Genomic DNA, 24,714 nt, shown 5'->3' on the forward strand with positions numbered 1-24,714 from the left:
AACAACAAGTTATGTTTACTTAACTTAAATAATTCAGTCAGATAAAATAATTTAAAAAACCACGGTTCCCTGTATTTCCAAGTTACTTTGGTATAAAACGGCAATTTTACATTTAATTGGCGTCAATCACCATCTATTTGAGTTAAAGGGATACTAATTGGATGAATTTTTATAACTTTTATATCGTGCTTTAGCGATTTCACACGAGTTTTAGCTATAAAAAAGCCAGTAACACCACCTAAAGCTGCTGCTAAAATCTGCCAACCTTCGGGAGCCATAAATAATTGCGCCGCAATAAATGCAAAAACCAAGCTTAAAAGGAGCGGTAACATGTAAACAGCAAAAGCATGCCTAACTACATGACTATCATCAAGTGATAAGGTAACTTTTTGACCCACTTCGACCGGGGATTCAAATTTATAGGGGAAGGTTTTTTTTGCAGTGCCAAATAGCTTACCAAACACTTGTGAACCGCAACGACCGTTACAGCCTTCACAAGCTTGTTTTTGCTCTGCTTCTAAATGAGCAATGTGGCCATCAAGGGCCACAATAGTGAGGGTTTGTTCAATCATAACAATCCTTACGAATCGTTTATAATGCGCGAGTAACTGACTCTGCAATCGCTTTTGCGGTCATACTCGGTACATTACCAACAACCGATACATCAAAATTACCGCCATTATGCACATATACTGTAGTTGCACCAGAGGTTAGTGCTCCGCTTAAACGCTTACCCGGCAATGGGCGCTGAATAAATACCGAAATTTCAACAAAACCATCAGAGAACAAGTAATAGTCAGTTAATTCATTATTTAAATCGAGCTTATGCCTATCTGATTTTAGTAACTCAAAACCATCTGGTAACCAACTTATTTTCCAGTTGGTGGCAGCACTATCTTCGTTTATAAGTGCATCATTTGGTAAAGGCGTTGGAAAGTTTCGATTAAGTACTTCAAGTAGCATACTGGCTGGCTGCTCTGTCACACTAATATGCGTAAGTTGTAATTGCTCTAAGGCTTCACCTTCATGGTTTACGTATGCTGCTTTTAATAACAACGACGATTCCATATCCAGCCAAATCCAATAATTATATTTATACTCGTCTTTAGACTCTATGCGAACTAACTGTGCAGCACGCCCTGCGATACGACCTTTTCCGCCAAGCACAAAGTCATAGTGCGCACTTAAGCGATCTATATCTTTAAAAAGTACTTCAGGAATTGGTCCAGCTATTGAATCTGTTTTTAGAGAGTAGGGTTCAGACTGAGGTTCAAAATAAGTAACTTGGTTATTAATGCGCACCATTTCTAGGCCAGCACCATTAAGTAAACTTAAATGCTCAAGTTCGGTGTTATCTTGTAAAGCATGCACCCAGCGGTAGGGTTCCATTGTTTTACCTTTAACAACCACAAACGAGGCGTCAAAATTACGGGTATGAACGGCATTCGCCATTTGTAGTAATAAATCTTTGGCAGGATTTGTGTCGCTGGCAAATGCATTAAAGCTTACTACCAACGACAGAACAAAAGTGATTACTTTCATTTAATTAGTTTTTTTCCTCAGACGCTTTGGTATTAGTTTGCGCTGTTTCTAAAGAATTCGCAACTCGTGCTTGGCGTTGATGCTCAAGAACTAATGCTCCAATACGTTGTTGCTGCAGTTCACGCAAACCTTGCTCTGCGTTTTCAAGCGCAGGCTCAGATGAATAACTTACTGGTGACGCCATACCCGCTAGCGGTGTGGTTTGCAGTAATGGAATTTCGCTTTGTTGGTCGTTGTTGCTTTGAGGTAACGTATTAACGCCTACAATAGCAAACATTGCCACACTTGCTGCAATAGCTAGTTGAGCAACTGGCTTGCGCCAATTAAAAGCCACTACTTTATTATCTTGTACTGTTTCAGTGATTGCTTGAGGCTGTGTTTTTGTCTGACTAAAGTCAGCATAAACAGGCTCGCTTTCTAGTGCTAATGCAACGCGATCGCTAATATCAATATGTATGTCGTTATTATTTTTTTGAGCACGCATCGCATCACCAATTAACGCATAACGGCCAAACGTAGTGACATCTTGCTCTGCAATTTTTGCATCGGTCAGATGTTGCTCGCCATCAAGTAATGCCGATAACGCTTCGTTATCTAACTTGTTAAGGTGTGCTTTTGTCATACTAAGACTCGCCTATTAATGGGTTTAATTTGTTATCAATTGCTTCACGGGCACGAAATATACGCGAACGCACCGTCCCGACTGGGCAATCCATTACCACGGCTATTTCTTCATAGCTCATCCCTTCGATTTCTCTAAGGGTGATTGCGGTTTTAAGATCTTCAGGCAAACTATCAATCGTATTAAAAATAACAGCGCGTACTTCTTCGCTTAAAAGTAGGTTTTCAGGAGATGCATTAGATCGCATTGAATCTGCACAATCGTAAAATTCGGCATCTTCGGCGTCTATATCATTTGCTGGCGGTTTACGCCCCTGGGCTACTAAGTAATTTTTAGCACAATTAACGGCAATACGGTATAACCACGTGTAAAAGGCGCTGTCACCTCTAAAGTTAGGAAGTGCACGGTAAGCTTTAATAAAAGCCTCTTGTGCTACATCAGCAATATCGCCTTGGTTAGATACATAACGTGAGATCAAACCTGCAATTTTGTTTTGATACTTCTTTACTAATAGGTTGAAGGCGTTTTTATCTCCTTGCTGGACCCTTTTTACTAGCACTAAATCTAATTCCTGCTCGCTCATTCGAGCCGGTACTCCTATGTCTGATTTTTGCTTGTTATTCATATTGTCGTCATTGTTCACAAATACTCTGACCTCTTTATGAATAAAAAGTTCTGCTTAATATTATTTTTTTATAAAATAGATGATAAATAACGGCGCTAAGCCTTCAAAATCACTACGTAGTAGTATGACAAATATGATACAACTACAGATATTAAAAACAAATATTGCTCTATATGGGCATTGTAACCGCAAAGTACCTCTGACATGAACCAAAATAAACATCACATTGCAGATGTCGCTATTATCGGTAGCGGCGCAGCAGGCTTATCACTTGCATTATCTCTCGCTAATTATTGTAACGTTACCGTGATCAGTAAAGGAGCGCTTACCGAAGGTTCTACTTTATATGCCCAGGGTGGTATAGCAGCAGTATTTGATAAACAAAACGACAGCATAGAATCTCATGTTGAAGATACACTCGATGCGGGCGGCGGTTTATGCGACAGAGACGCTGTTCATTATACAGCGACTAATGCTCATGATTGCCTACAGTGGTTAATTGACCAAGGTGTTCCCTTTGATATGGAGTTTGATAGCAAAGGAAAAGAGCGTTTTCATTTAACACGTGAAGGCGGTCACAGCCATCGTCGTATTTTGCATGCTGCCGATGCCACTGGCAAAGCGGTGCAAACCACACTTATCAGCCAAGTTAAAATTCATAAGAATATAACGCTTTTAGAGCAATACAACGCCATTGATTTAATTACAGATAAAAGCGCAGGTAAAACAGGCTCACACATTGAAGGTATGTATGTGTGGAACAAAAAAGCGAAAAAGGTAGAAACCATTTCAGCTAAATTTGTTGCGCTTGCAACTGGTGGTGCAAGTAAAGTGTATTTGTATACATCTAATCCGGATGTATCAAGTGGTGATGGTATTGCAATGGCATGGCGCGCAGGCTGTAAAGTTGCCAATATGGAATTTAATCAATTTCATCCAACAAGCCTTTACCATCCTGAGCTACAAAACTTTTTAATTACCGAAGCGATGCGCGGTGAAGGGGCCTATTTAAAACGCCCTGATGGCACGCGCTTTATGAAAGACTTTGACAGCCGTGAAGAACTTGCTCCACGCGATATAGTGGCACGCGCAATCGATTTTGAAATGAAGCGTTTAGGTGCTAATTGTGTTTATTTAGATATTAGCCACAAAGATAAAGATTTTATTATTGAGCACTTCCCTACTATTTACGCAAAATGCTTAAGTGTTGGCCTTGATATAACTAAAGAAGCAATCCCTGTTGTACCTGCTGCGCATTACACCTGTGGTGGCGTAATGACTGACTTTAACGGTAAAACAGATCTCGATAACTTATATGCAGTTGGTGAAGTGGCTTATACAGGCCTGCACGGTGCAAACCGTATGGCAAGTAATTCACTATTAGAATGTATTGTATTTGCCCACGCTGCAGCTAAAGATATTTTAAGCAAAATTGAACATGCACCTGAGCCAATGGAACTGCCTCATTGGGATGAAAGCCGTGTTAGTAATTCAGACGAGGAAATAGTTATTACCCATAACTGGCATGAGCTACGTTTATTTATGTGGGATTATGTAGGTATTGTACGCTCAACTAAACGCTTAGAACGCGCATTACACAGAGTTGAGTTACTGCAGCAAGAAATACACGATTACTATGCAAACTTTAGAGTAAGTAATAACTTACTTGAGCTTCGTAATTTAGTGCAAGTATCTGAGTTAATTATTAGAAGTGCGATGGAGCGAAAAGAAAGCCGAGGATTGCATTACACAATTGACTACCCTGAACAAAATGAAAACCCAACACCGACTATTTTGACTCCAAAGCGAAATTAATCGCATTTAAAGCCGCGCGCTTTAAGCGTGCATAGCTTTGTTTATTAACACCATTGGCTGAAATTATTAGCCAATGGCTGTTACTAAAACCCTTAATATGCAGCCAGATGCTATTGCCATAAAAGCGACTTTTTTTACTAATTTCGCCCTGAACTTGTAAAGCTTCACCCTCAAATCGAAATAGTTTATGTTCTAATATTATAACGCCGTGATTTGGGTGAATTGCTAACACTTTTTGCCAAACTACAAAACCAGCGACCACATTCATTACCAAGCAAAAAATCATAGCTAAAACTGAACTTAAAAATAAGCATAATATTAAACTCAGCATGCAAAAAAAGACCACAATAGGTTTGTGGTCAGCTTTATTATTTGTAACCGTAAACCTATACACGAACTCGGTCTAAGATAAGTTGTACCATGCTATTTAGCTGCTCATCTTTACATTCTTGATGGCCCATAAACCATGCAAATAAATCAGGATCTTCTTCCGTGAGCAAACGCTGAAAGATAGCCTGTTGCTCTGCGTTTAAAGAGTCGTATGCTTCTTCTACAAACGGCATAAACAAAACATCTAGCTCTAACATGCCACGACGACAAGCCCAACGAATACGTGCTTTACTATGAATTTCAACCATTTTAAACCTCATACTTAATTGACTCGAGTTTAACAAACACAAGCCTATTTAGCAGCTATTAATCTCTCATTAAATAATAAACCCACACCATTAGGTGCTTGTCTGTACCATACGTAGCAACTGCGTTATTATGTCACTTCATTTATATTGCAAAGAAGGTTTTTATGTCGAGCGTTTATGCATGTCCGTTATCTCATCAACTTATTAGCCTCTGTGGTGCTGATAAATTATCTTATTTACACGGGCAAATCACTCAAGATCTAAATAAATTAACCAGCAGTAATTATTTGTGGGCTGGCCATTGCAGCGCTAAAGGTAAACTTTGGGGCGTATTTAAATTATTTTCTTATCAAGATAGCTACTACCTTGCGGGTAGCCAAGCCGAAGTTGAAAAATCGTTAGCTGAACTTAAAAAATATGCTGTATTTGCAAAAGTTGATATCAGCGAGTGTTCAAGGCGTTTAATTGGCTTAATTGGTGATGATTTATCTGATGTGCTTGCACAACTTGATATTAGCTTTGAAGGCGATGCAAGCGCGTGTGACTTTGAAAATGGTAAAGCATTAAAATTAGCTGATAACCGTGTTTTATTAATGGTTGATAACCAATTTAGCATGCCTGATAACGTATCTACACTTGATAACGAAGCTCTTTGGCAACAAGCAGCCATGCTTGCAGGTGAGCCACAGCTAAGTGCTGATGCAATTGGCGAGTATGTTCCTCAAATGGTAAACCTACATGCTATTGGCGGTATAAGCTTTAAAAAAGGGTGTTATACCGGTCAAGAAACTGTGGCTCGCATGAAGTACCTAGGTAAAAATAAGCGTGCAATGTATATCGTTTCAGGTCAAAGCGAAGGACTACTTTCAGAGCCCGATTTAGAAACCCAATTAGGCGAAAATTGGCGTCGTGCGGGTAAACTTATTGCACAGAGCTTTGATGAGCGAACAAATAAATTAACAGGCCTTGTTGTGTTGCCAAACGATACTGATGTAACTCAGGTACTTCGTGCAAAACACACACCTCAGGTGGAGCTAAGCATTCTGCCTCTACCCTACTCTCTTGAAGATGAATAAATAGGAATGACTATGATCGTTGCGGCAAACAAAGTGGTAAAAATGCATTATTCGGTAATGGATAATGATGGCAATAGCATTGATAACTCGTTCGGTGGTGAGCCACTACACTTTATCATTGGCACAGGCTATTTAATTTCAGGCCTAGAAAATGCTTTGCAAGGCAAACAACCAGGCGACACCCTTAGTGTAAAAGTTGAACCTGATGAAGGTTATGGCGAACGCCACGAAAACCTAATGCAAGCTGTACCTAAGTCGATGTTCGAAGGCATGGAAATTGAAGTGGGCATGCAGTTTCGTGCTTCAACAGACGATGGCGACCAATCAGTAATGATCATCGATATTCAAGATGAAGAAGTGATTGTAGATGGCAATAACCCACTTGCAGGCACAACACTTAACTTTGATGTAGAAATACTAGAAGTGCGTGATGCTACAGAAGATGAATTAACTCACGGCCACGTACATGGCGAAGGTGGGTGTGGTCACGACCACTAACACACTGCAAAAGCAGATATAAAAAAAGCGCCTAAGGCGCTTTTTTTATATCATATTACTAGGTTTAACCGTTTCAGTTTTTACCTTACTAGGAAGCACTATTAACACGTTCTTCTCTTTTAGAGCGGCCAATAAACCTTTTTGATCGTTTGTACCAACTCGATACAGTGTGCCATCTTTAAGCGTTAGCTGTATCGCACTAAAACCAGATACTGTATATACCCAGCCATCGTGAGTAATTCGCATACCAATACCGTGTCTGTAAGAGTTTTGAACTGCCTTAGCTTCTATTACTTCGCTAAGCTCGATACTTTGACCGGCAACGCCTGGACCAAACGCCCAGCTAATTTTTTTATCATCTACTTTGACTGTTAGACCATGGAACAAAAAGCCCACCAGCACTAAAATCCCAGCAAATATCATTAAAGGTCCATCAGCGCCTAACAAGTTCCATGCAAGCGCTACAAAACCGCCTATCCACGCTAATACAAAAAATATAAACACTGCATACTGTTTATGCTGATACATAATATTCTCTAAATTAAATAAATACTTAAAAGCTGTACACCAATGTAGCACTCAGCTCTGAGTCAAACTTGAGTTTATCATCTTCGGGTTTTGAATTATAACGATACATGTAGGTAAATTTAAGCGATACCGCGCCAATCACTTGGCTTATAAGTGCGGTTTCTGATTTTAAGCGAGAATTAAGACCTGAGAGCGACTGCTCTATACTCACATCTTGATTAAAACGAGTACGCTTAGAAACCAAGCGTTCCCACTGCATTGCAACACGTACTAAATAACCGGTTTTATTAATTTCGTCTTCGCTCACGTCCGAATCTTCATCGGCTACTGAGCGGTATAAGCCAGGTCCTACATCAATATCTACTTTGTTTTTAGAGCCTTGATATACACGCGCACCATAACCTGTTGCTACCGTACTTTTAAAATCAAGTCCACTAAACTCATCTTCTTCGTAATCACCGTAAATAAAAAATGAAGAGTTTTTAACGCCTACCTTATAGTTACCTTGAGCAGATACAAAAATACGATTAGCTGTAACATCAGTGCCACCGCTTTCATCATTCTCATCACGCTTATAAAGAGAGTCTATTTTAAATTGGTTACGCCACTTTTCAAAGTCTTGGTATAAATTACCTTTGAGCTTAAAACTGGTCGAATTGGTGTTACCTTTACTTAGAATAAAGCCAAATTCAGTGTCACCATAAAACAAATCACCTTTATGTAACTCATGAATTTCTTCATCAGAGAGCTTGCCATATTCATGAAAATCTTCAAATGGATCAACCGCCCAACTTGGGCAGCTAATTATCAAAAAAATTAAAAATAAATACTTACGCACATCACTCTCTCTGCACACAATTATAAAAATAAGCCGTATTGCTTATTCAGTTTCTTTCCATAAAATATGACAAAACGGTGCATCTTTATCACGACTAATCAAAATTTTAGCAAACAAAACATCATCATTTTCAAATTCTAAGCCTACCAATACTTGAATAAAGTGCTCTGGCTCTATCTCAAGGGCTACAAAGTCTTGCCACTGATCATCTGGCTCATCTTCTTCAATAAAGCCTAGGTCTTCTCTAAACTCATTAAAGTCTTCAACATCTTTATCACTTAAGTTATTTGGCGCTAACTCTAAAAAAATATCATAAGCTTGGTGAGTAGCTTCTTCTACCGTATATAAACGTGGACCCGACATATGTGCTTAACCTTAAGCTTTTAAGTTGCGCTATATTATCAAATCTCATCATCATTTTGATAAAAAAAAGCTTAAAACACTGACTTTTTTGTAACCGAGTCATGCTTTATTCAGCATACAACTAAATCGACAAATAACAATTCACCTAAACTATTGAATATAAAGATTACTTTTATTATTTTAGTTAAAATAACAACGTAAAATATTTTTATTATCTTAGGTTCGAATTGTTTAGCTTTTTCTCATCTAAAACCAATCCTTTAAGACTACGGCTTTAGCAATAAATTCCATTTATTTAAAAAATACCGTCACTTTACTTAATTCCTATAACAACATAAGCTCAAGCAACAGGTCAGAGGAGTGTGTAATGATAAAACTAGAAAAACAAAATGGCATTGCAACCGTCACGCTTAGCAGAGCAAAAAAACAAAATGCATTAAGCTTTGAAATGTTTGTAGAGCTAAACAAAGCCATTAAAAATATAAAAAGAGATCGTAGTATTCGTGCTGTGGTAATAAAAGGTGATGGCGAGCATTTTTGTGCAGGCCTTGATATATCTGCAGTAATGGCTACACCAATGAACATAGTGAAATTATTGCTTAAATGGTTACCAGGCAATCAAAATTTAGCGCAAAAAGTAGTATTAGGCTGGCAGTCACTTAGTGTGCCCGTTATTGCACAAATTGATGGCAACTGTTTAGGGGGTGGTTTGCAAATAGCTTTGGGGGCAGATTACAGAGTTGTTCATATTGATGCCAAACTTGCCATTATGGAAGCGCGTTGGGGATTGTGCCCCGATATGGGCGCAAATGTAATGATGAGCGGTTTAGTTAAGCGCGACCAAGCACTTTGGCTTGCAAGCCACGCAAACCCAATCACTGCACAACAAGCAAATGAGCTAGGTTTGGTTACTAAACTTACCGATGATACTCAGCAAGCAACGCAAAACATGCTCGATACATTACTTGAGCGTTCACCCGATACGCTTGCTGCTATTAAACGTGTTACACAACTTAGCTATAAACCAAACCAACGAAAAATACTCGCTAAAGAAACCTTAAGCCAAATTCGCTTACTGCTAAACCCAAACACTAAAAAAGCAATTGCTAAAGCTAAAGGAAAAGCAGATATAACCTACGCAAATACAAAGCACTGGTAGACTATTGCACAATGCATAAAAGAGTTTGATTTGTTAAAGTTAAGCTCTTATCTTTTCTGTGAGCCACTTTGATGAAATATCTGCTCAGTAGCGCTATTATTTTACTATGTTTAGCCTGTGCTAAACTCATTATGCACTTTATTGGTGGAAGCTTTCCTGCACCGTTACTCGCTATGGTTATTTTATTAGTTTTACTCTTATCGGGTATTGTAAAAGAGCAACATGTAAAACCATGCGCCTCCCCTATTTTAAATATTATGCCTATATTTTTCATTCCTGCGGGTGTGGGATTTATTGAACATCTCGGCCTTATAAAGTCGCACTGGGCATTTTTAGCCTCAGTTATGGTGCTAGTCCCTATAACTACCTTGTTGCTTGTTAGCAGTGTAATTGCGTATTTTAAGGGAAAAGAAAATAATGACTAATTTAACTTTTTCCGCTATTTCAGAGCTACAGCCTAATTTATGGTGGCTAAGTATCCCTTTTATTATTGTATTGTTTTTAGCATTAAGAGCCGTAAATCAAAGTATAAAAAACAGCGTATTTAAATCGCTCACTAACCCCGTATTTTTAAGTATTAGTATTATCGCTTTATTGCTAGTTAATCTAAATTTGCCTTATACGCAATTTACCTCGCACAGCAAATTACTAAGCTGGTTATTAGAGCCCGCGATTGTGGCTTTAGCGCTTCCTTTATATCAGCAGTTTACACACGTACGAAAAAATCTATTACTCATAGTCGCATCATGTAGCTTGGGGATTGTTAATGCAACCGTTGTAGCATTTTTACTAAGCATACTATTTAATGCGCCAGCGCAGCTAAGTGCATCTGTTGCTGCTCTTAGTGTTACTACGCCCATTTCTTTAATTGTTACAGACTCATTAGGCGGGATTAGCTCTCTTGCTGCGGCTTTAGTTATTTTTATTGGTTTACTAGGCGCTTTATTTGGTTTTATGCTTTTTAAACTCATTAATATTTTTAATCACGAATCTCAAGGTGTTGCAATGGGCACAGCTTGTCATGCAATTGGGACTGCTGCTGCTATTGCTGAACATCCAAAAGTAGGCGCTTACTCCTCAGTTGCAATGGCGCTAAGTGCTTTATTAACAGCAATTATAGTGCCGCTGTTATATCCATTTTTAGTCAACATTTTGCTATAGTTGGAAAAATACAACATAGCCCTAACATAGAGCGCTTTATGATCAGTTCTGAAATCGAACAGTTTGAAAAATATTACACCATGCTTACTGAGTATATGGTTACCTACAGTATGCAAATTGTTGGCGCTATTTTTATCGTCCTCATTGGTTTGTGGATAGCACAAAAGCTTGCCAAATTTGTAGCCGCGTTAATGACCCGTCATAACGTTGACATTACGCTTACTAACTTTGTCAGTAGCGTGGTAAAAGTACTGCTAATTGTAATGGTTATAATTATTGCACTTGGCAAAATAGGTATCAGCGTTACGCCATTTGTAGCAGCCATTGGTGCTGCATCTTTAGGTGCTGGTTTAGCGCTGCAAGGAATGCTCTCTAACTATGGTGCGGGCCTTGCCATTATAGCCACTCGACCTTTTGTTGTTGGTGATACTATTGAAGTTAAAAATGTAAGCGGCCAAGTTAAAACAATTGAGCTTGGCTACACTATTTTAATCAATGAAGAAAAAGTAGAAATCACCATTCCAAATAAGCATATAGTAGGTGAAATACTTCATAACTCATTTAGTTACTCATTGGTCAAAGGTGAAATAGATATAGCCTATAGTGCTTGCTCTGATAATGCGATTAGCCTTATTGAAGACGTACTTAAAGCACACGAATTAGTCGCACAAAATCCGTTATCACAAGTGGGTATTGAACGCTTTGCCGATAGCGGTGTTACAATAAGCTACCGATATTGGGTACCTACCACTAAAATTATTGAAACCAAGCTGGCTATTAATGGCGGTGTTTATAAAGCAATTAATAACGCTGATATTGAAATCCCATTCCCTCAACGCGTAGTTACTATAAATAAAAGCGATATATAGTCATAAAATCCAGTGGGTAATTCAATATTGAATTACCCACATCAATAAACCTCTTTTACTGCGTAAAAACTCCTTATCTGTTTGTTATTTTATCTGTAATATAAAGACTTGGTTAAAAAAGTCGGCTAATCACTCGCTTTAATTACATAATAACAATAATGAGCAATTATGAATCGCAGCCCTTTTTATTTAGGTGATTGGCAAGTCAATCCCCAGTCAAATACTCTTCAGCGTGCAGAAAAAACTAAACAGTTAGAACCAAAAGCCATGGATGTGTTAGTTCATCTTTGCTTCCAAAAAGGCGAAATTGTTACTAGTGACGAGCTATTAGATCAATGCTGGAAAAATGTTGAGGTAGGCGATAACCCGCTGCATAAAACAATTACCCAGTTACGAAAAGCCCTCGGTGATAAAGCAAGTGAACCCACCTACATAGAAACTATTCGAAAGCGTGGTTACCGCGTTATTGCAAAACTTGAGTTTCCTCTAGCTGAAGACATAAAAACAACTGAAAACACATGGCAAGGTGGCTCACCTTTTTTAGGATTAAGCGCCTACAACCCAAGCGATACACACCTATTTTTTGGCCGCAATCAATCTATAGAAACGTTACTCAATAGAATATCGAGCCAAGTTAAATTTGGTCGTGCTTTTTGCTTAATACTCGGTCCAAGTGGCACGGGTAAGTCATCACTTGTTAATGCGGGTATATTGCCTAAATTACTTGATGAGCGAGGTTATAATGGCATTGGGGTGGTTTCCTACGCTCAGCTCGACTTTGCAGACGTCCATCAAAATAGGCTTTTTCTAGATTTAGCTTCCGCACTGCTTGATTGGGATATAAACAACCTACCTGTGTTTGAAGGATTAAGCGCGCAAACACTTGCAGAACAACTAGAGTTGGCAATAGATGACGTAATTAACGCCATACAAGCTGCACTAAGCAAAACCTCTACACAACTTAAAACACCGCAGTTATTTTTATTTATTGACCGCTTAGAAGTACTGCTTTCTTCTCCTTTATTTAGTAGCGAAACACGCAGCCATTTTTTATCGGTTATTGAGCGCTTAGCAACCTCTAAAACAGTGATTCTATTTAGTGCATGTCGTAACGACTTTTATCCTTTAGTGGTTGAACAACCCAGCCTAATGGCAGGTAAAGCTCATGGTGCGCATTACGATTTAACACCACCAAACAGGCACGAACTACAACAAATTATTCGCCTGCCAGCGTTAACCGCTAATTTAACGTTCTCCAATGACCCACAAACCCAAACGCCACTGGATGAAATTCTGTGCGCCGATACAGCTAATAACCCCGACGCACTGCCCATGCTGCAATACACACTGCAAGAACTGTATTTACAACGCAGTGATGATAACGAACTACTGCACAGTGTTTACACAAAACTTGGTGGTATTGAGGGCGCCATAGGTAAAAAAGCAGAAGATATATTTATTGACCTTAGTAATGATCAACAGCAGCAACTTAATAGCGTGTTATCGCAATTAGTTACCCTAAACCCTGATGGTAAAACCATTACTAGCCGCGCAGCCCGCTGGCAAGCATTAACCAACACAAGCCAAAAAGAGCTTGTGCAAGCCATGATCGACAGTCGATTATTTGTATCGCACTTACAAAACCAAGAAGCCTGTTTTAGCCTTGCTCACGAAGCATTATTACGTCAATGGCCGCGCGCAAAACAGTGGATAAGCGATCACAAAGATGCTTTAGCAATAAAAAGCCGCTTACAGCATCAAGCGCAAAATTGGGTAGATGAAGGTAAAAGTAGTGCTTACCTCCTAGCGCCAGGTAAACCTCTACAAGAAGCGCAGCTATTACTTAGCGACAAACTGTTTAAATTAGATGATAACGAGCACGCTCTTATCAAAAGCTCTGTAAAAAAAACAAAAGCAAAAATAAGAGTAAAACGAGTGACCGTTGCTTTATTGTGTTTGCTTACATTTACCGCGTTATTAATGAGCTTTACTAGTTTTAAGGCCCAGCAAAACGCACAAAAAAAGCAGCTTGAGGCAGAAAGCCTGCTTGGTTTTATGGTCGGTGATTTTGCCGATAAATTACGTAGCGTAAAGCGTATGGATTTACTTGATGGTATTAGTAATAAAGCACTTGAGTATTTTACTAATCAAACTGACGAATCAGGTTCACTTTTTAGTTTTAGCGATGATAAAGCACAATTTAACAACCGTTTTCAGTACGCACAAACTCTTGAGGCAATGGGAGAGGTAGCTTATTCTCGCGGTAAAACCATTGAGGCCTTCACCGCCTTTGAAAACGCCCGCACCCGCCTTGAGGCATTATTAAAAATCCAGCCCGATAATTTAGAGCTACTCACGCTTGCGGGTGCCAATGCCTTTTGGTTAGGGCAGCTTAGTTACGATAAAAGTGATTACGCCGCCACTGAGCCATTATTTAAAAAGTACCATTCATATAGCAAAACCATGTATTCGTTAGCACCGAATGATTTTAATTCCATTATGGAGTTGTCGTATTCACATAACTCATTGGGTTCTTTATACACAGAGAAATTTGACTATATAGCCGCGAAAAAAAGCTTTACAGAGTCACTTATGCTTAAGAATAGGGCCATTGAACTAAAACCGAATAGTAAAAATTTATTACGTGATAAAGCAGATACAATCAGTTGGCTTGCAAAAACTGAAGGTAACTTAGGTAACTTTAATGTCGCAATGAATATGCTGGAAAATGCAGTTTCTGTGGTGAAAAAAATGACTAATCACTACCCTGATGACGCCAGTCTTTTTTATATGTCAGCAAATATACATATGCAACAAAGTTATTTACTAAGTTATTTACCTGATAAAAAAATGGCCTATTTAAAAGCTCGCTTTGCGAATGAAATTATAAATGAGGCTTTAAAGCAAGATCCGGAAAATAATGAATTTCAACATATGTATTATCGCTCATTAGCGCAATTGATAATGTTGTCTTATGACAAAAAGATTGATTCAAGGACAGAAAAAATTATTAGCTTCTTAAAATCACAAGGTCTTAATAGTATCAATTCTATCAATACACAAATTAGTCTAATTCACTATTTTATTGACAGAAACTTCCCCCTTAAAGCGCAAGAGTTATTAACGACCCTTGAGAATGATGGCGAATATAAACGGTACATAACCAATAAAATGAAAAATAGAGATAACTTAGCCCCCATAAATATAAACCTACTCAAAGCTAAATTAGCTGCGACCAGCGAACAACGAGAGCAATTTTGCTTAAATGTGCTTAAAGCTATTACTAAAACAGTAAAAATAAACCAAAGTATTCACGTAAAGTACCCGCAGGTACAAGCATATACCTGCTTAAACCGAGCAAACGAAATACCAACAATAACAGCAAGCCTGTTAAAACTAGGCATTACTGACTTTAAACTATAAAACTAAACACAAAGGAAATTACATGACGACCACTATAAACAAAGTCGACATTCAAGTGCATATTGAGTTTAACGATAAAAAAGAGGCTATTTTTAGCTACACAGAAAATGGCAAAGCCGTTGATGGCGGCGGTACAGTAAGAACCGAAACTGCAGGTACTTACACTTTAACTCCTGCTGCAGTTGGGCTAGGCTTTTTTTTCACAGGAGCTACAGTTACTGATAAAATAGGAACATGTGCCCAAGACTTCAGTTATGCACTTAGTGATAACCACCAAGCAATCACTATCACCGATACAGCAAAAAACTCAGGCACTGCGTGTTTAATATTTAACGTTGAATGTAATGATAAACCTTATTCAAGCCCTGACCCACAAGTTATAAATAAAAAAAAATTAATCAACAACGATTAATTATTGATTTTAAATTGCATGGGGCTGATTTATTCCTATGCAATTTATTTATAAACTAACTACCTTTTAGTTAAACACTGACACACTTCAATAAAAACAAGTAAAATCAAATAATTAAAAAAGAAGGTTACCGAAAGGTTTAAAAAATATAAATTAAATAAACTACTAGACATAAAGTTTCATTAACAATAAAAATGAGCAACACCATGTCTAACAATAATGAAAATAGCAGAGCAAACAACGCCGACAATGCTGTATCTGCATTAATGAGCAGCATTTCTAACACCGTTAACAATGAAAAAATAAGCGCTATTATTAATGTCACGAATGTCATGGCCGATGCTATTTTTATTGTTAATGCAGATGGCGTGTTTGAATCAGTAAACCCCGTCGCAGCACGTTTTTTTAACGTGACGTCAGATTTATTAATAGGTAGAAAATGGCATGATTGCTTACAAGAGCAATATCGCGATGACTATGCTTACATGTTTGAAAGTTGGAAAAATAATTATCAAACACCACTCAATCATGGTCCCAAAGAAGTTAAAATAATAAAAAATAACGGCAACTGTTTAGATATAGAACTTTCAATTTCTTGTATGCCTGCATCAACCACAAACAATACACCTTTATTTATTTGTATTATGCATGACATTTCAAAGCATGTTAAAAAGTATAAAGTACTCGAGAACATAGCCAAAATAGATCACCTCACTGGCGTCGCTAATCGCTGCACCCTAGAGAAAACGATTATTAAAAATTGGCAAGAGTGCATCGTAAACAAACAACCTTTGAGTTTTATTTTAATCGATATTGATTTTTTCAAACTGTTTAATGATAGTTTTGGTCATGTTAAAGGTGATAAATGCTTACAAAAGGTAGCGCAAACTATTGAAGCATGCCTACCCTCCAAGGATAGCTTAGTAGCTCGCTATGGTGGTGAAGAGTTTGCTGTTGTATTACCCCGCTCACATATCTCAAATGCAGAAATGATCGCAAAACGTATTCAAGAAAAAATACTCAACATTAATTTTAGAGATATTGGGCTGCCACCAAATGTAAAAATTAGTGTAAGCCAAGGCATTGCGTGTGAATACGATAATCAGTACAGAACATCTGAAGCATTAATATGCGCGGCTGATACGGCGTTATACAGAGCGAAGTCGGAAGGTCGTAATAAATTATGTATAAGGTAATGTACGACCTATATTGATAGAATCTTTATGTACTGAAATAAAAACCGCACTTGGCGGTTTTTATTATTTAAGGGACGCCTAAATGTCGATTAACAACCCTTCGTCTTTTTTAATTTTTTCGATCACCATATAAGTATGATGAGTGCCCACACCAGGTATATCGACTAAGTCACCTAGCACTTGTCTGTACTCTTCCATATTAGAAACACGGATTTTTAATAAATAATCATAGCCGCCTGCCACCATGTCACATTCAACGACTTGTTGTATTCTTAGTATATGCTCTCTAAATACCTTAAATACTGCTGTATTTGAAGCAACAAGCGACACTTGAACATGTGCTACTAAGCTTTGATTAAGCTTTGCTTCGCTAAGCTTAGCGTAGTAGCCTTCGATATAGCCTTCTTGCTCTAATCGTTTTACACGATCAAGACACGGGCTTGCACTCAAATTAACCTGTTTTGCGAGGTTAACATTTGAAATTCTGCCGTTCTTTTGTAGAACGTCTAGTATGGCTAAATCAATACGATCTAGCATGCGTAATCTATTTGGAATTGTCATAACAGAATTTTATGCGGATAAGTTAAATTTATGCCCTGTAAATTATCGTAAAACGCAAAATTTAACCAGCATATTCTGCTGAAATTTAATTAGAATGCACTCACAATATCACTGGTAATTTATTGGTAATTAATTTTACTTTAATTCTTAACACTCCTGAGGGTTGCTTATGTTATTCAACGGCGATTTAACAACGATTTGTCCTATTAGACAAAGAATCCGTGACTTCTACCGCATAGATGAAAATGCGGTTATTGATCATATTTTACCGCTTGCAGAAGTAGGCGTAAAAGCACGAAGTCGTGCCTGGGAAAGAGCCCGCCAGATTGTTTTAAACATTCGTAAAGAGCAAGATGGGCAAGGCGGTGTTGATGCGCTTTTAAATGAATTTTCACTCTCTAGTGAAGAAGGCGTTGTATTAATGTGTTTGGCCGAAGCGCTGCTTCGCGTACCAGACAAAGCAACTCAAGATGTACTGATTCGTGACAAGTTAGCGAAAGGTGATTGGAGCTCTCATTTAGGCAGCAGCGATTCTTTATTCGTAAACGCGTCTTCTTGGGGGTTATTAGTTACCGGTAAAATGGTTAACTACACAGACAAAACGAAAGAACAACAGTTCGGCATGCTTAAAAAGACCATTGGTCGTTTAGGTGAGCCAGTTATTCGTAAGTCTGTAAATTTTGCTATGAAAATTATGGGTAAGCAATTCGTTATGGGTCGTACCATTGACGAAGCAATTGAACGTGCTGCCGATACAGAGCAAAAAGGTTATGTATATTCTTACGATATGCTAGGCGAAGGCGCGCGCACAATGAAAGATGCGAAGCGTTACTTTGACAGCTACATGAATGCTATACACTCGATTGGTAAAGCGGCAAATGGTCGTGGTCCAATTAAGAGCCCTGGTATTTCAGTTAAGCTTTCTGCTATTCATCCGCGCTATGAGTTCACTCATAAAGACCGTGTGATGGAAGAAATTGTACCAAAGTTAAAAGAGCTTGCGCTTGCTGCTAAGAAATACGATATCGGCTTTACCGTTGATGCTGAAGAAGCTGACCGTTTAGATATTTCATTAGATGTCATTGAAGCAGTATTTAGTGATGAAGATCTTGGTGATTGGCAAGGATTTGGCTTAGCGGTTCAAGCGTATCAAAAACGCGCTATTTTTGTAATTGAATGGCTAACAGACCTTGCAACCCGTGTTGGTCGTAAAATGATGGTACGTTTAGTTAAGGGCGCGTACTGGGATACTGAAATCAAAACCACACAACAAGATGGTTTAGAGCATTTCCCTGTATTTACTCGTAAAGCAACAACCGATGTTTCTTACAAAGCATGTGCAATTAAAATGCTTGAAGCGCGCGACGTACTTTATCCACAATTTGCAACGCACAACGCTTACACTGCCGCGACTATTTTAGAAGTAGCGAAAGGCGACAACACCGGTTTTGAATTTCAACGTTTGCACGGTATGGGTGAATCATTATTCGACCAAATCGTAAACGAGGAAAAAATCCAGTGCCGTGTATATGCCCCTGTTGGTCAACACGAAGACCTACTTGCTTACCTTGTTCGTCGTTTATTAGAAAATGGCGCTAACTCATCATTTGTAAACGCGATTGTAGATACAACAAAACCTGTTGAATCATTACTACCAGACCCTGTGGAAACATTGCAAGGCTTGCGTAACAAGTACAATACGCAAATCAAAATGCCAATTGATTTATACGGTGAAGAACGTGCTAACTCTAAAGGCATGGATTTAACCGATATTAACGTTATTACCCCTTTCAAAGAGAATCTTGAAACATGGTTTAACGAGCACCTAATTGAGCAAAGCCAAGTACCAGAGGGCTCATTGGCTGTTAAAAACCCAGCGAACCACAAAGAAATCATCGGCCACGTTAAGTTACAAACTGGCGAAGAGATGAAAGTATTACTGGCCAACGCTGAAGCCGCACTTGAATCATGGTCACAAACACCAGTAAAAGAGCGCGCTAATTTACTGCGTCGCGTTGCTGACATTTTAGAGCGTCATCATGATGAACTAGTCGCTATCTGTATTAAAGAAGCAGGTAAAGTAGCGCAAGATGGTATTGATGAAGTGCGTGAAGCGGTTGATTTTTGTCGTTACTACGCAGCGCGCGCTGAAGAGTTATCTAAAGATGAGCGTTTTGAAGCCCGTGGCGTTATTTTATGTATTAGCCCGTGGAACTTCCCGCTTGCAATATTTTTAGGTCAAGTTGCTGCTGCGATTGTTACAGGTAACACTGTAATTGCTAAGCCTGCTGAGCAAACAAGTTTAATCGCCCTTCGTGCCATTGAACTAATGCTATCTGTTGGTTTACCTGAGCACGTTGTTCAACCGGTTATCGCTCGCGGCTCTGAAGTAGGTAAAACAATTGTTCCTGATGAGCGCATTCAAGCGGTTATGTTTACAGGTTCTACTGAAACAGGCACATTAATTTCTCAAACACTTGCTGCACGTAACGATATTCAAGTACCGTTAATTGCAGAAACAGGTGGCCAAAACTGTATGATTGTTGACTCAACGGCGCTTCCTGAGCAAGTAGTTGACGATGTGATCAGTTCTGGTTTTCAAAGTGCTGGCCAACGTTGTTCTGCTCTTCGTGTTTTATTCATTCAAGATGACGTAGCTGATGGCATTATCGAAATGCTTAAAGGCGCTCTAGCTGAGTTACACATTGGCGATCCATCGTTACTATCAACTGATGTTGGCCCTGTAATTGATGAAAAAGCACTTAAAAACTTAAATGAACACGTTGAGTACTTAAAAGGTAATTCTATACTTCATTACGAATGTAAAATTCCTGATAATACTCAAAATGGCGCATACTTTTTTGCTCCTCGTTTATACGAAATTAAAGACTTATCAGTACTTAAACGTGAAGTATTTGGCCCATGTGTTCATATTGTTCGCTTTAAATCGAATGAACTTGATGATGTGATGGATCAAATAAATAACACGGGCTATGGTCTGACAATGGGTGTTCACTCACGTATTGAAGAGCGCTGTGAGTACCTTGCTAAAATGTCACGTGCGGGTAATGTTTACATTAACCGAAACATGATTGGTGCCATTGTTGGTGTGCAACCGTTTGGTGGCCGTGGTTTATCAGGTACTGGCCCTAAAGCCGGTGGCCCTAACTACCTACAACGTTTAGTAAAAGAAAAAGCATCACCAGATAACGTACAAATGACTAACCTAACGCCTGACGAACTTGATTTACACCACTACAGCGGTGCGAATGAACAAGTTAAAAAGCTAATGGCTAACTCAATGCGCGATGAAAAAATCTGGCGTGCAACACCACTAAACGACCGTGTTTCGGCTGTACGTCAGTTGCTTGCTAAAATCGCGACGGTAGAAATTATCGACGATTTAGCAGACGACTTAGCATTAACATTATCAGAAGCACGTGCACAGCTTAACCGCCTTGAAAAGCACATGCGTAAGTTTACTACCCTGCCTGGGCCAACGGGTGAGTCTAATACACTTCATCTAGAAGCACGTGGTTGTGTAGTGTGTTATGCAGATAAGAGCACATCATTTAACTTCTGGGCATTGTCTATCATCACTGCTATTGCCGCAGGTAATACGGTAATTACTGTAGCGTCTGAGCTGTTTTATGATGAAGCAGTTGCCTTTAAAGATAAATTTATCTCTACAGGTGTTGCAGAAGGTGTTTTCCAAGTAGCTAAACCTAACCAGTTACAAGCTATTTTGGCGCACCCTCATTTAGCCGGTGCGGTAGTTGCTGCTCGCTCGTCTCGCTTGGGCTACTTTAGCCAACAGCTTGCACAGCGTAAAGGTGCTATTTTACCAGTAATTAGCTCTGAGTATTACGATACATTAATCAAACGTCTTATTACTGAAAAAACAATCAGTATTGATACAACAGCATCAGGTGGTAACACATCACTAATGACGCTTGTTGAAGATGATGAATAATTAAGCTAATGCTTTTTAACTAAAAAATAAAAAAGGCACTGAAAAGTGCCTTTTTTATTAGGTAGTAACGTATATATTTGTTAGCTTAATGAAAGATTAATAATAGAAGTAATAAATTTGAAAATAATTCCTGTTGGTCAGTTACTGCCTGGTATGTTTGTGCAAAGCGTTACTAGACAAACTGGCAGTATTAAAATTAAAAATCAAGGCTGGGTTAAAACTCAGGCTGGTATTAATAACCTAATAAAAGCAGGTATTTTAGAAGTAGAAATCGACCCTGATAAAACCCTCATTGAATCAGTCCCTGAAAAAGCTCCTATTGCTGTACCTGCAACAAAAATAAAGCGTGACCCTTGGCAAAAAACACACAGTGCCGAACAAGAAATGGGAAAGGCAAAAAAACTGTATGACGAAGCTAAAACACTGCAAATAAAAGCATTTAAAGATATTAAAGCAGGCCGCGATATAGATATTGCACCATTCAAAGAGCTGGCAAGTGGCTTTATGGACTCTGTTTTTAGAAACCAAGATGCCCTAGCCTGCCTTACCCAAATGCGCCAAAAAGATGCTTACCTACTTGAGCACTCTATTAATGTATCGATATTAATGGGGATTTTCGCTAAACATTTAGGTATAGAAAAAAACATTATTGTTGAACTGACTACCGGCGCACTTTTACACGACATTGGTAAGATAAAAATCCCTGATGAAATACTCAATAAGCCGGGCCGCTTTACCGATGATGAATTTAAAATAATGAAAATGCACTCGCTTTTCAGTAAAGAAATATTAGAAGAGTCTGGCTTAACGGGTATCGCGGTTGATATTGCAGGTATGCATCATGAAAGGCTTGATGGTAAAGGCTACCCGTTTGGTAAAAAGGGCGACGAAATAAGTCAGTACGTACGTATGGCATCAATTGTAGATGTGTATGATGCACTTACCGCAGAACGTGTTTACAAAGCAGGCATGGAGCCAATAAAAGCCTTTAAAATACTAAAAGACGGATGCCCAGATAGCTTCGATCCCGTGCTGCTTAATAAGTTTATTCAATGTATTGGTATTCATCCGGTAGGAACGCTCGTTAGATTATCGAGTCAAAAAGTGGGTTTAGTGACCGAGAGTAACCCCAGTACACCACTAAAGCCTATCGTTAAAACATTTTACAGCGCCAAACATAGTCGCTATACAGAGATAAAAGATATCGATTTATCTAATAAAAAAACCTTAGACACCCTTGAATCAGCGGTGAAACCTAAAGAATATAATATTGATTTAGAACGCTTTTATAAAAACTCAATATTACCCTAAGCAATATTGAGAGCTCAACATTCTACCGAGCTCTCAATATAATAGCTAAACGTTTACTGCGGCCAGTCTTGCAAAGCCTTTAAGCTAAACTCATAACCATCAAAATCAAGTACACTTTGCTCAGGTGTAATCTCTCTTACAGTTAAAGCGCCTATGCTCTCTCCTTCATGTAACTCTCGGCCATTTAGCTTGATCCAACGTTTGTCAGCACTCGATGAATAAATATGCGCTTGATATTTAATACTAGGCAACATTGATTGCAAACCATCTGGTAGTAATTCTACAGGCTCAACACGTGATGACGTTTTTGATGCATGGGTAACTTCATAATCCTGATTTTTTTCGACGTCTTGTATAGCTTGCGCAAACGCATTTTTAAGTGTTGTAGGCACCTCATCAAGCTCAGGATCGCTCATCTGTTGAGATTGGTTGTTACCATTAATTGGCTTACCTAGTACTTTATATTTACTCATATCTAGTTGAGCTGATGCTGTATTTTGACTTTGCCCAAATACCGAAGCGTTCTGTGTATTATTTGGATTGTAATTATTTTGTGGATTAAATACTGGCTGATTATAATTTTGAACTGGCATTACTTGTTGCACGTTCTGCTGATTATAACCCATTGCGCTCGTGACCGGACTCGATGGCATAGGAATATATTGCCCATTAGGCGTTAATAACATTTGCTGTACACCATTAGGTGTTTGCACATGTACAAGTTGCCCTTCAATCGTTGCAGTATTATTTGGAGCTATTTTAGCGGGTTCTAACTTAGCTATTTGCTGCTTTTCAACTGCGGCATCTACTTCTTTAACTTGTTCTTTAGGTGACGATTTTTCGCTTTCAACCACCTTAATTACAGCGGGTTCCGATGTGTTTAATAAAGTAGTACCTTGAAACCACTTACCAGTAGTAAACCCACCAGCTACAGCAATAAAAGCAGCTAAGCTTGTACCAAATACTAACGCTAATCGTCTATAACGCTTTAGTGCTTGCTGTTGCTTTAACTGCTCTGATTGTAAGTCGTATTGCTCAGCACTCATATCTGATTGCTGCGACTGCTTTAGCGCATCTAATAAATAAGACATAACTTACCTAACTATAAAATAAATGAAAGCCCAATGCCTACGGCAAATAAAGCAACGAATGCAAGGCTATATGGTACAAATGACGTTGCTTTGTTGGCCTCATTAACTGGCGCTACAAAATCCATGGGTAATGACTCATGTGCTGATTTTTTTATTATATCGCTATCAACTATCAACTGCTGCTTTGCAAAAGTGCCTACCAAAGCTCGCTCACATACCAAGTTCATTAATCGTGGCACACCACCAGTTAATTGATGAACAGCTTGCATGGCATCCATCGAAAAAATTCCTTTATCACATCCTGCAACATGTAACCGATGCTTTATGTAAGCAACTGTTTGGCCTTGCGTAAGTGGTAATAAATGGTAACGAGCTGTTATTCTCTGGGCGAGTTGCCTTAATTCATTGCGCTTTAAAAGCTCTTGTAGCTCAGGTTGACCAACCAATACTATTTGTAATAATTTTTTATGATCGGTTTCTATATTTGTCAGCAAGCGTAATTGTTCAAGCACATTAGGGGCAAGTAACTGCGCTTCATCAATTATAAGTATGGTGTGCCCACCCGATTTATTATTGGTCTCTAAGTGCTTTTTTATAATATCGGTAAGACTTTTAAGCGTCGCATTATTAGCATCGTAACTAATGTTGAGCTCATCACAAATACTAGCCAATAACTCCAGCTCTGATAGTGCTGGGTTATGGATCATCGCTACTTGCGTGTTTTCAGGTAACTGCTCTAACATACTGCGGGTAATTGTAGTTTTACCAGTACCCACTTCGCCTGTTAATAATACAAAACCACCGTCTTCACCTAATCCGTAGGTAAGGTGTGCTAAGGCTTCTTTATGTCGTTCACTTAAAAATAAGTAATGAGGGTTGGGCGAAATTGAAAAAGGTTTTTCATTCAGGCCAAAATAGCTTAAATACACCGTGATGTTCCTTCGTAATTAAATCACGGCCTATAATGGCAAAAAAACGCACTAAGTGACAACGTTGTAAGCGCTTTATTATTG

General features: G+C 38.7%; 24 protein-coding genes. 12 read left to right on the plus strand and 12 right to left on the minus strand.

Annotation, left to right across the window (positions count from 1 at the left end):
- Nucleotides 1-122: 122 nt before the first annotated feature.
- From I6F50_RS04100 to rpoE, 4 genes are read right to left on the minus strand one after another with little or no spacing between them, the layout of a single operon-like run.
- Complete coding sequence (locus tag I6F50_RS04100) at nucleotides 123-572, minus strand: SoxR reducing system RseC family protein (RefSeq protein ID WP_166420194.1); 450 nt, start codon at nucleotides 570-572, stop codon at nucleotides 123-125.
- A gap of 19 nt (nucleotides 573-591) precedes the next feature.
- Nucleotides 592-1,542, minus strand: coding sequence for a MucB/RseB C-terminal domain-containing protein (locus tag I6F50_RS04105; protein ID WP_197175362.1), 951 nt, complete (start codon nucleotides 1,540-1,542; stop codon nucleotides 592-594).
- A gap of 4 nt (nucleotides 1,543-1,546) precedes the next feature.
- Nucleotides 1,547-2,164 (minus strand): sigma-E factor negative regulatory protein, encoded by a 618-nt coding sequence (locus I6F50_RS04110; protein WP_197175363.1) that lies wholly within the window; start codon nucleotides 2,162-2,164, stop codon nucleotides 1,547-1,549.
- Between the two features lies 1 nt (nucleotide 2,165).
- Nucleotides 2,166-2,747, minus strand: coding sequence for an RNA polymerase sigma factor RpoE (rpoE, locus tag I6F50_RS04115; RefSeq protein WP_002958721.1), 582 nt, complete (start codon nucleotides 2,745-2,747; stop codon nucleotides 2,166-2,168).
- Nucleotides 2,748-2,993: 246 nt separating this feature from the next.
- Between rpoE and nadB the strand changes: the two genes are divergently transcribed.
- A complete protein-coding gene (gene nadB, locus I6F50_RS04120; RefSeq protein WP_166420191.1) occupies nucleotides 2,994-4,604 on the plus strand; it encodes an L-aspartate oxidase in 1,611 nt (536 codons plus the stop codon).
- Here the strand turns inward: nadB and I6F50_RS20255 are convergent.
- Together I6F50_RS20255 and I6F50_RS04125 are read right to left on the minus strand one after the other, a co-directional pair.
- Nucleotides 4,579-4,935, minus strand: coding sequence for a hypothetical protein (locus I6F50_RS20255; RefSeq protein ID WP_231612969.1), 357 nt, complete (start codon nucleotides 4,933-4,935; stop codon nucleotides 4,579-4,581). The two genes, nadB and I6F50_RS20255, sit on opposite strands and share 26 nt — an antisense overlap.
- A gap of 55 nt (nucleotides 4,936-4,990) precedes the next feature.
- Nucleotides 4,991-5,242: a succinate dehydrogenase assembly factor 2 gene (locus I6F50_RS04125; protein ID WP_024598759.1), complete on the minus strand. Its 252-nt coding sequence runs from the start codon at nucleotides 5,240-5,242 to the stop codon at nucleotides 4,991-4,993.
- Between the two features lie 164 nt (nucleotides 5,243-5,406).
- Here I6F50_RS04125 and I6F50_RS04130 point away from each other — a divergent pair, with 164 nt between their 5' ends.
- Complete coding sequence (locus I6F50_RS04130; protein WP_197175365.1) at nucleotides 5,407-6,318, plus strand: folate-binding protein YgfZ; 912 nt, start codon at nucleotides 5,407-5,409, stop codon at nucleotides 6,316-6,318.
- A 12-nt stretch (nucleotides 6,319-6,330) separates the two neighbouring features.
- Nucleotides 6,331-6,816 (plus strand): peptidylprolyl isomerase, encoded by a 486-nt coding sequence (locus tag I6F50_RS04135; protein ID WP_197175366.1) that lies wholly within the window; start codon nucleotides 6,331-6,333, stop codon nucleotides 6,814-6,816.
- Between the two features lie 45 nt (nucleotides 6,817-6,861).
- Here the strand turns inward: I6F50_RS04135 and I6F50_RS04140 are convergent, their stop codons facing one another.
- From I6F50_RS04140 to I6F50_RS04150, 3 genes are read right to left on the minus strand one after another with little or no spacing between them, the layout of a single operon-like run.
- Nucleotides 6,862-7,344, minus strand: a complete 483-nt coding sequence (locus I6F50_RS04140) for a hypothetical protein (RefSeq protein WP_197175367.1) — start codon at nucleotides 7,342-7,344, stop codon at nucleotides 6,862-6,864.
- 25 nt (nucleotides 7,345-7,369) lie between these two features.
- Nucleotides 7,370-8,182: a DUF481 domain-containing protein gene (locus tag I6F50_RS04145; RefSeq protein ID WP_197175368.1), complete on the minus strand. Its 813-nt coding sequence runs from the start codon at nucleotides 8,180-8,182 to the stop codon at nucleotides 7,370-7,372.
- A gap of 42 nt (nucleotides 8,183-8,224) precedes the next feature.
- Nucleotides 8,225-8,545, minus strand: coding sequence for an HI1450 family dsDNA-mimic protein (locus I6F50_RS04150; protein ID WP_197175369.1), 321 nt, complete (start codon nucleotides 8,543-8,545; stop codon nucleotides 8,225-8,227).
- A gap of 367 nt (nucleotides 8,546-8,912) precedes the next feature.
- Between I6F50_RS04150 and I6F50_RS04155 the strand changes: the two genes are divergently transcribed.
- The 7 genes from I6F50_RS04155 (at nucleotide 8,913) to I6F50_RS04185 (ending at nucleotide 16,765) form a co-directional block, all read left to right on the plus strand.
- Nucleotides 8,913-9,704 carry a crotonase/enoyl-CoA hydratase family protein gene (locus I6F50_RS04155; protein ID WP_165727562.1) on the plus strand — a complete coding sequence of 264 codons (792 nt, stop codon included), beginning with the start codon at nucleotides 8,913-8,915 and terminating at the stop codon, nucleotides 9,702-9,704.
- A 71-nt stretch (nucleotides 9,705-9,775) separates the two neighbouring features.
- On the plus strand, nucleotides 9,776-10,129 hold the full coding sequence (locus I6F50_RS04160) for a CidA/LrgA family protein (RefSeq protein ID WP_165740722.1): 354 nt from the start codon (nucleotides 9,776-9,778) through the stop codon (nucleotides 10,127-10,129).
- A complete protein-coding gene (locus I6F50_RS04165; protein WP_165727564.1) occupies nucleotides 10,122-10,865 on the plus strand; it encodes an LrgB family protein in 744 nt (247 codons plus the stop codon). Before I6F50_RS04160 ends, I6F50_RS04165 begins: the two co-directional genes overlap by 8 nt.
- A gap of 38 nt (nucleotides 10,866-10,903) precedes the next feature.
- Nucleotides 10,904-11,734, plus strand: coding sequence for a mechanosensitive ion channel family protein (locus tag I6F50_RS04170; protein WP_165727565.1), 831 nt, complete (start codon nucleotides 10,904-10,906; stop codon nucleotides 11,732-11,734).
- A gap of 168 nt (nucleotides 11,735-11,902) precedes the next feature.
- Entirely contained in the window at nucleotides 11,903-15,157 is a 3,255-nt protein-coding gene (locus I6F50_RS04175; RefSeq protein WP_197175370.1) for a winged helix-turn-helix domain-containing protein, read from the plus strand.
- A gap of 22 nt (nucleotides 15,158-15,179) precedes the next feature.
- On the plus strand, nucleotides 15,180-15,569 hold the full coding sequence (locus I6F50_RS04180; RefSeq protein ID WP_166377285.1) for a DP-EP family protein: 390 nt from the start codon (nucleotides 15,180-15,182) through the stop codon (nucleotides 15,567-15,569).
- Between the two features lie 206 nt (nucleotides 15,570-15,775).
- Nucleotides 15,776-16,765 (plus strand): sensor domain-containing diguanylate cyclase, encoded by a 990-nt coding sequence (locus I6F50_RS04185; RefSeq protein ID WP_165740718.1) that lies wholly within the window; start codon nucleotides 15,776-15,778, stop codon nucleotides 16,763-16,765.
- 78 nt (nucleotides 16,766-16,843) lie between these two features.
- Here the strand turns inward: I6F50_RS04185 and I6F50_RS04190 are convergent, their stop codons facing one another.
- The gene (locus I6F50_RS04190; RefSeq protein WP_024590009.1) at nucleotides 16,844-17,326 is read right to left on the minus strand and encodes a winged helix-turn-helix transcriptional regulator; all 483 of its coding nucleotides are present in this window, start codon (nucleotides 17,324-17,326) and stop codon (nucleotides 16,844-16,846) included.
- A 169-nt stretch (nucleotides 17,327-17,495) separates the two neighbouring features.
- On the opposite strand from I6F50_RS04190, the gene putA reads away from it, so the two are divergent.
- The gene (gene putA / locus I6F50_RS04195) at nucleotides 17,496-21,299 is read left to right on the plus strand and encodes a bifunctional proline dehydrogenase/L-glutamate gamma-semialdehyde dehydrogenase PutA (RefSeq protein WP_010553201.1); all 3,804 of its coding nucleotides are present in this window, start codon (nucleotides 17,496-17,498) and stop codon (nucleotides 21,297-21,299) included.
- Between the two features lie 117 nt (nucleotides 21,300-21,416).
- Nucleotides 21,417-22,610, plus strand: coding sequence for an HD-GYP domain-containing protein (locus I6F50_RS04200; RefSeq protein WP_007581678.1), 1,194 nt, complete (start codon nucleotides 21,417-21,419; stop codon nucleotides 22,608-22,610).
- 53 nt (nucleotides 22,611-22,663) lie between these two features.
- On the opposite strand, the gene I6F50_RS04205 is transcribed toward I6F50_RS04200, so the two are convergent.
- Together I6F50_RS04205 and I6F50_RS04210 are read right to left on the minus strand one after the other, a co-directional pair.
- On the minus strand, nucleotides 22,664-23,701 hold the full coding sequence (locus tag I6F50_RS04205) for a general secretion pathway protein GspB (protein ID WP_024592310.1): 1,038 nt from the start codon (nucleotides 23,699-23,701) through the stop codon (nucleotides 22,664-22,666).
- Nucleotides 23,702-23,712: 11 nt separating this feature from the next.
- Nucleotides 23,713-24,630 carry an ExeA family protein gene (locus tag I6F50_RS04210; protein WP_024592309.1) on the minus strand — a complete coding sequence of 306 codons (918 nt, stop codon included), beginning with the start codon at nucleotides 24,628-24,630 and terminating at the stop codon, nucleotides 23,713-23,715.
- Between the last annotated feature and the right edge of the window lie 84 nt (nucleotides 24,631-24,714).

Origin of the sequence: Pseudoalteromonas sp. NZS127_1 (genome assembly GCF_015864295.1) — a bacterium.
GTDB classification, from domain to species: domain Bacteria; phylum Pseudomonadota; class Gammaproteobacteria; order Enterobacterales; family Alteromonadaceae; genus Pseudoalteromonas; species Pseudoalteromonas arctica.

Excerpts from the sequence above, each read along its gene's own strand:
- I6F50_RS04100 (WP_166420194.1), bottom strand. The coding sequence starts at position 572 with ATGATTGAACAAACCCTCACTATTGTGGCCCTTGATGGCCACATTGCT.
- I6F50_RS04105 (WP_197175362.1), bottom strand. The coding sequence starts at position 1,542 with ATGAAAGTAATCACTTTTGTTCTGTCGTTGGTAGTAAGCTTTAATGCA.
- I6F50_RS04110 (WP_197175363.1), bottom strand. The coding sequence starts at position 2,164 with ATGACAAAAGCACACCTTAACAAGTTAGATAACGAAGCGTTATCGGCA.
- rpoE (WP_002958721.1), bottom strand. The coding sequence starts at position 2,747 with ATGAGCGAGCAGGAATTAGATTTAGTGCTAGTAAAAAGGGTCCAGCAA.
- nadB (WP_166420191.1), top strand. The coding sequence starts at position 2,994 with ATGAACCAAAATAAACATCACATTGCAGATGTCGCTATTATCGGTAGC.
- I6F50_RS20255 (WP_231612969.1), bottom strand. The coding sequence starts at position 4,935 with ATGCTGAGTTTAATATTATGCTTATTTTTAAGTTCAGTTTTAGCTATG.
- I6F50_RS04125 (WP_024598759.1), bottom strand. The coding sequence starts at position 5,242 with ATGGTTGAAATTCATAGTAAAGCACGTATTCGTTGGGCTTGTCGTCGT.
- I6F50_RS04130 (WP_197175365.1), top strand. The coding sequence starts at position 5,407 with ATGTCGAGCGTTTATGCATGTCCGTTATCTCATCAACTTATTAGCCTC.
- I6F50_RS04135 (WP_197175366.1), top strand. The coding sequence starts at position 6,331 with ATGATCGTTGCGGCAAACAAAGTGGTAAAAATGCATTATTCGGTAATG.
- I6F50_RS04140 (WP_197175367.1), bottom strand. The coding sequence starts at position 7,344 with ATGTATCAGCATAAACAGTATGCAGTGTTTATATTTTTTGTATTAGCG.
- I6F50_RS04150 (WP_197175369.1), bottom strand. The coding sequence starts at position 8,545 with ATGTCGGGTCCACGTTTATATACGGTAGAAGAAGCTACTCACCAAGCT.
- I6F50_RS04155 (WP_165727562.1), top strand. The coding sequence starts at position 8,913 with ATGATAAAACTAGAAAAACAAAATGGCATTGCAACCGTCACGCTTAGC.
- I6F50_RS04160 (WP_165740722.1), top strand. The coding sequence starts at position 9,776 with ATGAAATATCTGCTCAGTAGCGCTATTATTTTACTATGTTTAGCCTGT.
- I6F50_RS04165 (WP_165727564.1), top strand. The coding sequence starts at position 10,122 with ATGACTAATTTAACTTTTTCCGCTATTTCAGAGCTACAGCCTAATTTA.
- I6F50_RS04170 (WP_165727565.1), top strand. The coding sequence starts at position 10,904 with ATGATCAGTTCTGAAATCGAACAGTTTGAAAAATATTACACCATGCTT.
- I6F50_RS04175 (WP_197175370.1), top strand. The coding sequence starts at position 11,903 with ATGAATCGCAGCCCTTTTTATTTAGGTGATTGGCAAGTCAATCCCCAG.
- I6F50_RS04180 (WP_166377285.1), top strand. The coding sequence starts at position 15,180 with ATGACGACCACTATAAACAAAGTCGACATTCAAGTGCATATTGAGTTT.
- I6F50_RS04185 (WP_165740718.1), top strand. The coding sequence starts at position 15,776 with ATGTCTAACAATAATGAAAATAGCAGAGCAAACAACGCCGACAATGCT.
- I6F50_RS04190 (WP_024590009.1), bottom strand. The coding sequence starts at position 17,326 with ATGACAATTCCAAATAGATTACGCATGCTAGATCGTATTGATTTAGCC.
- putA (WP_010553201.1), top strand. The coding sequence starts at position 17,496 with ATGTTATTCAACGGCGATTTAACAACGATTTGTCCTATTAGACAAAGA.
- I6F50_RS04205 (WP_024592310.1), bottom strand. The coding sequence starts at position 23,701 with ATGTCTTATTTATTAGATGCGCTAAAGCAGTCGCAGCAATCAGATATG.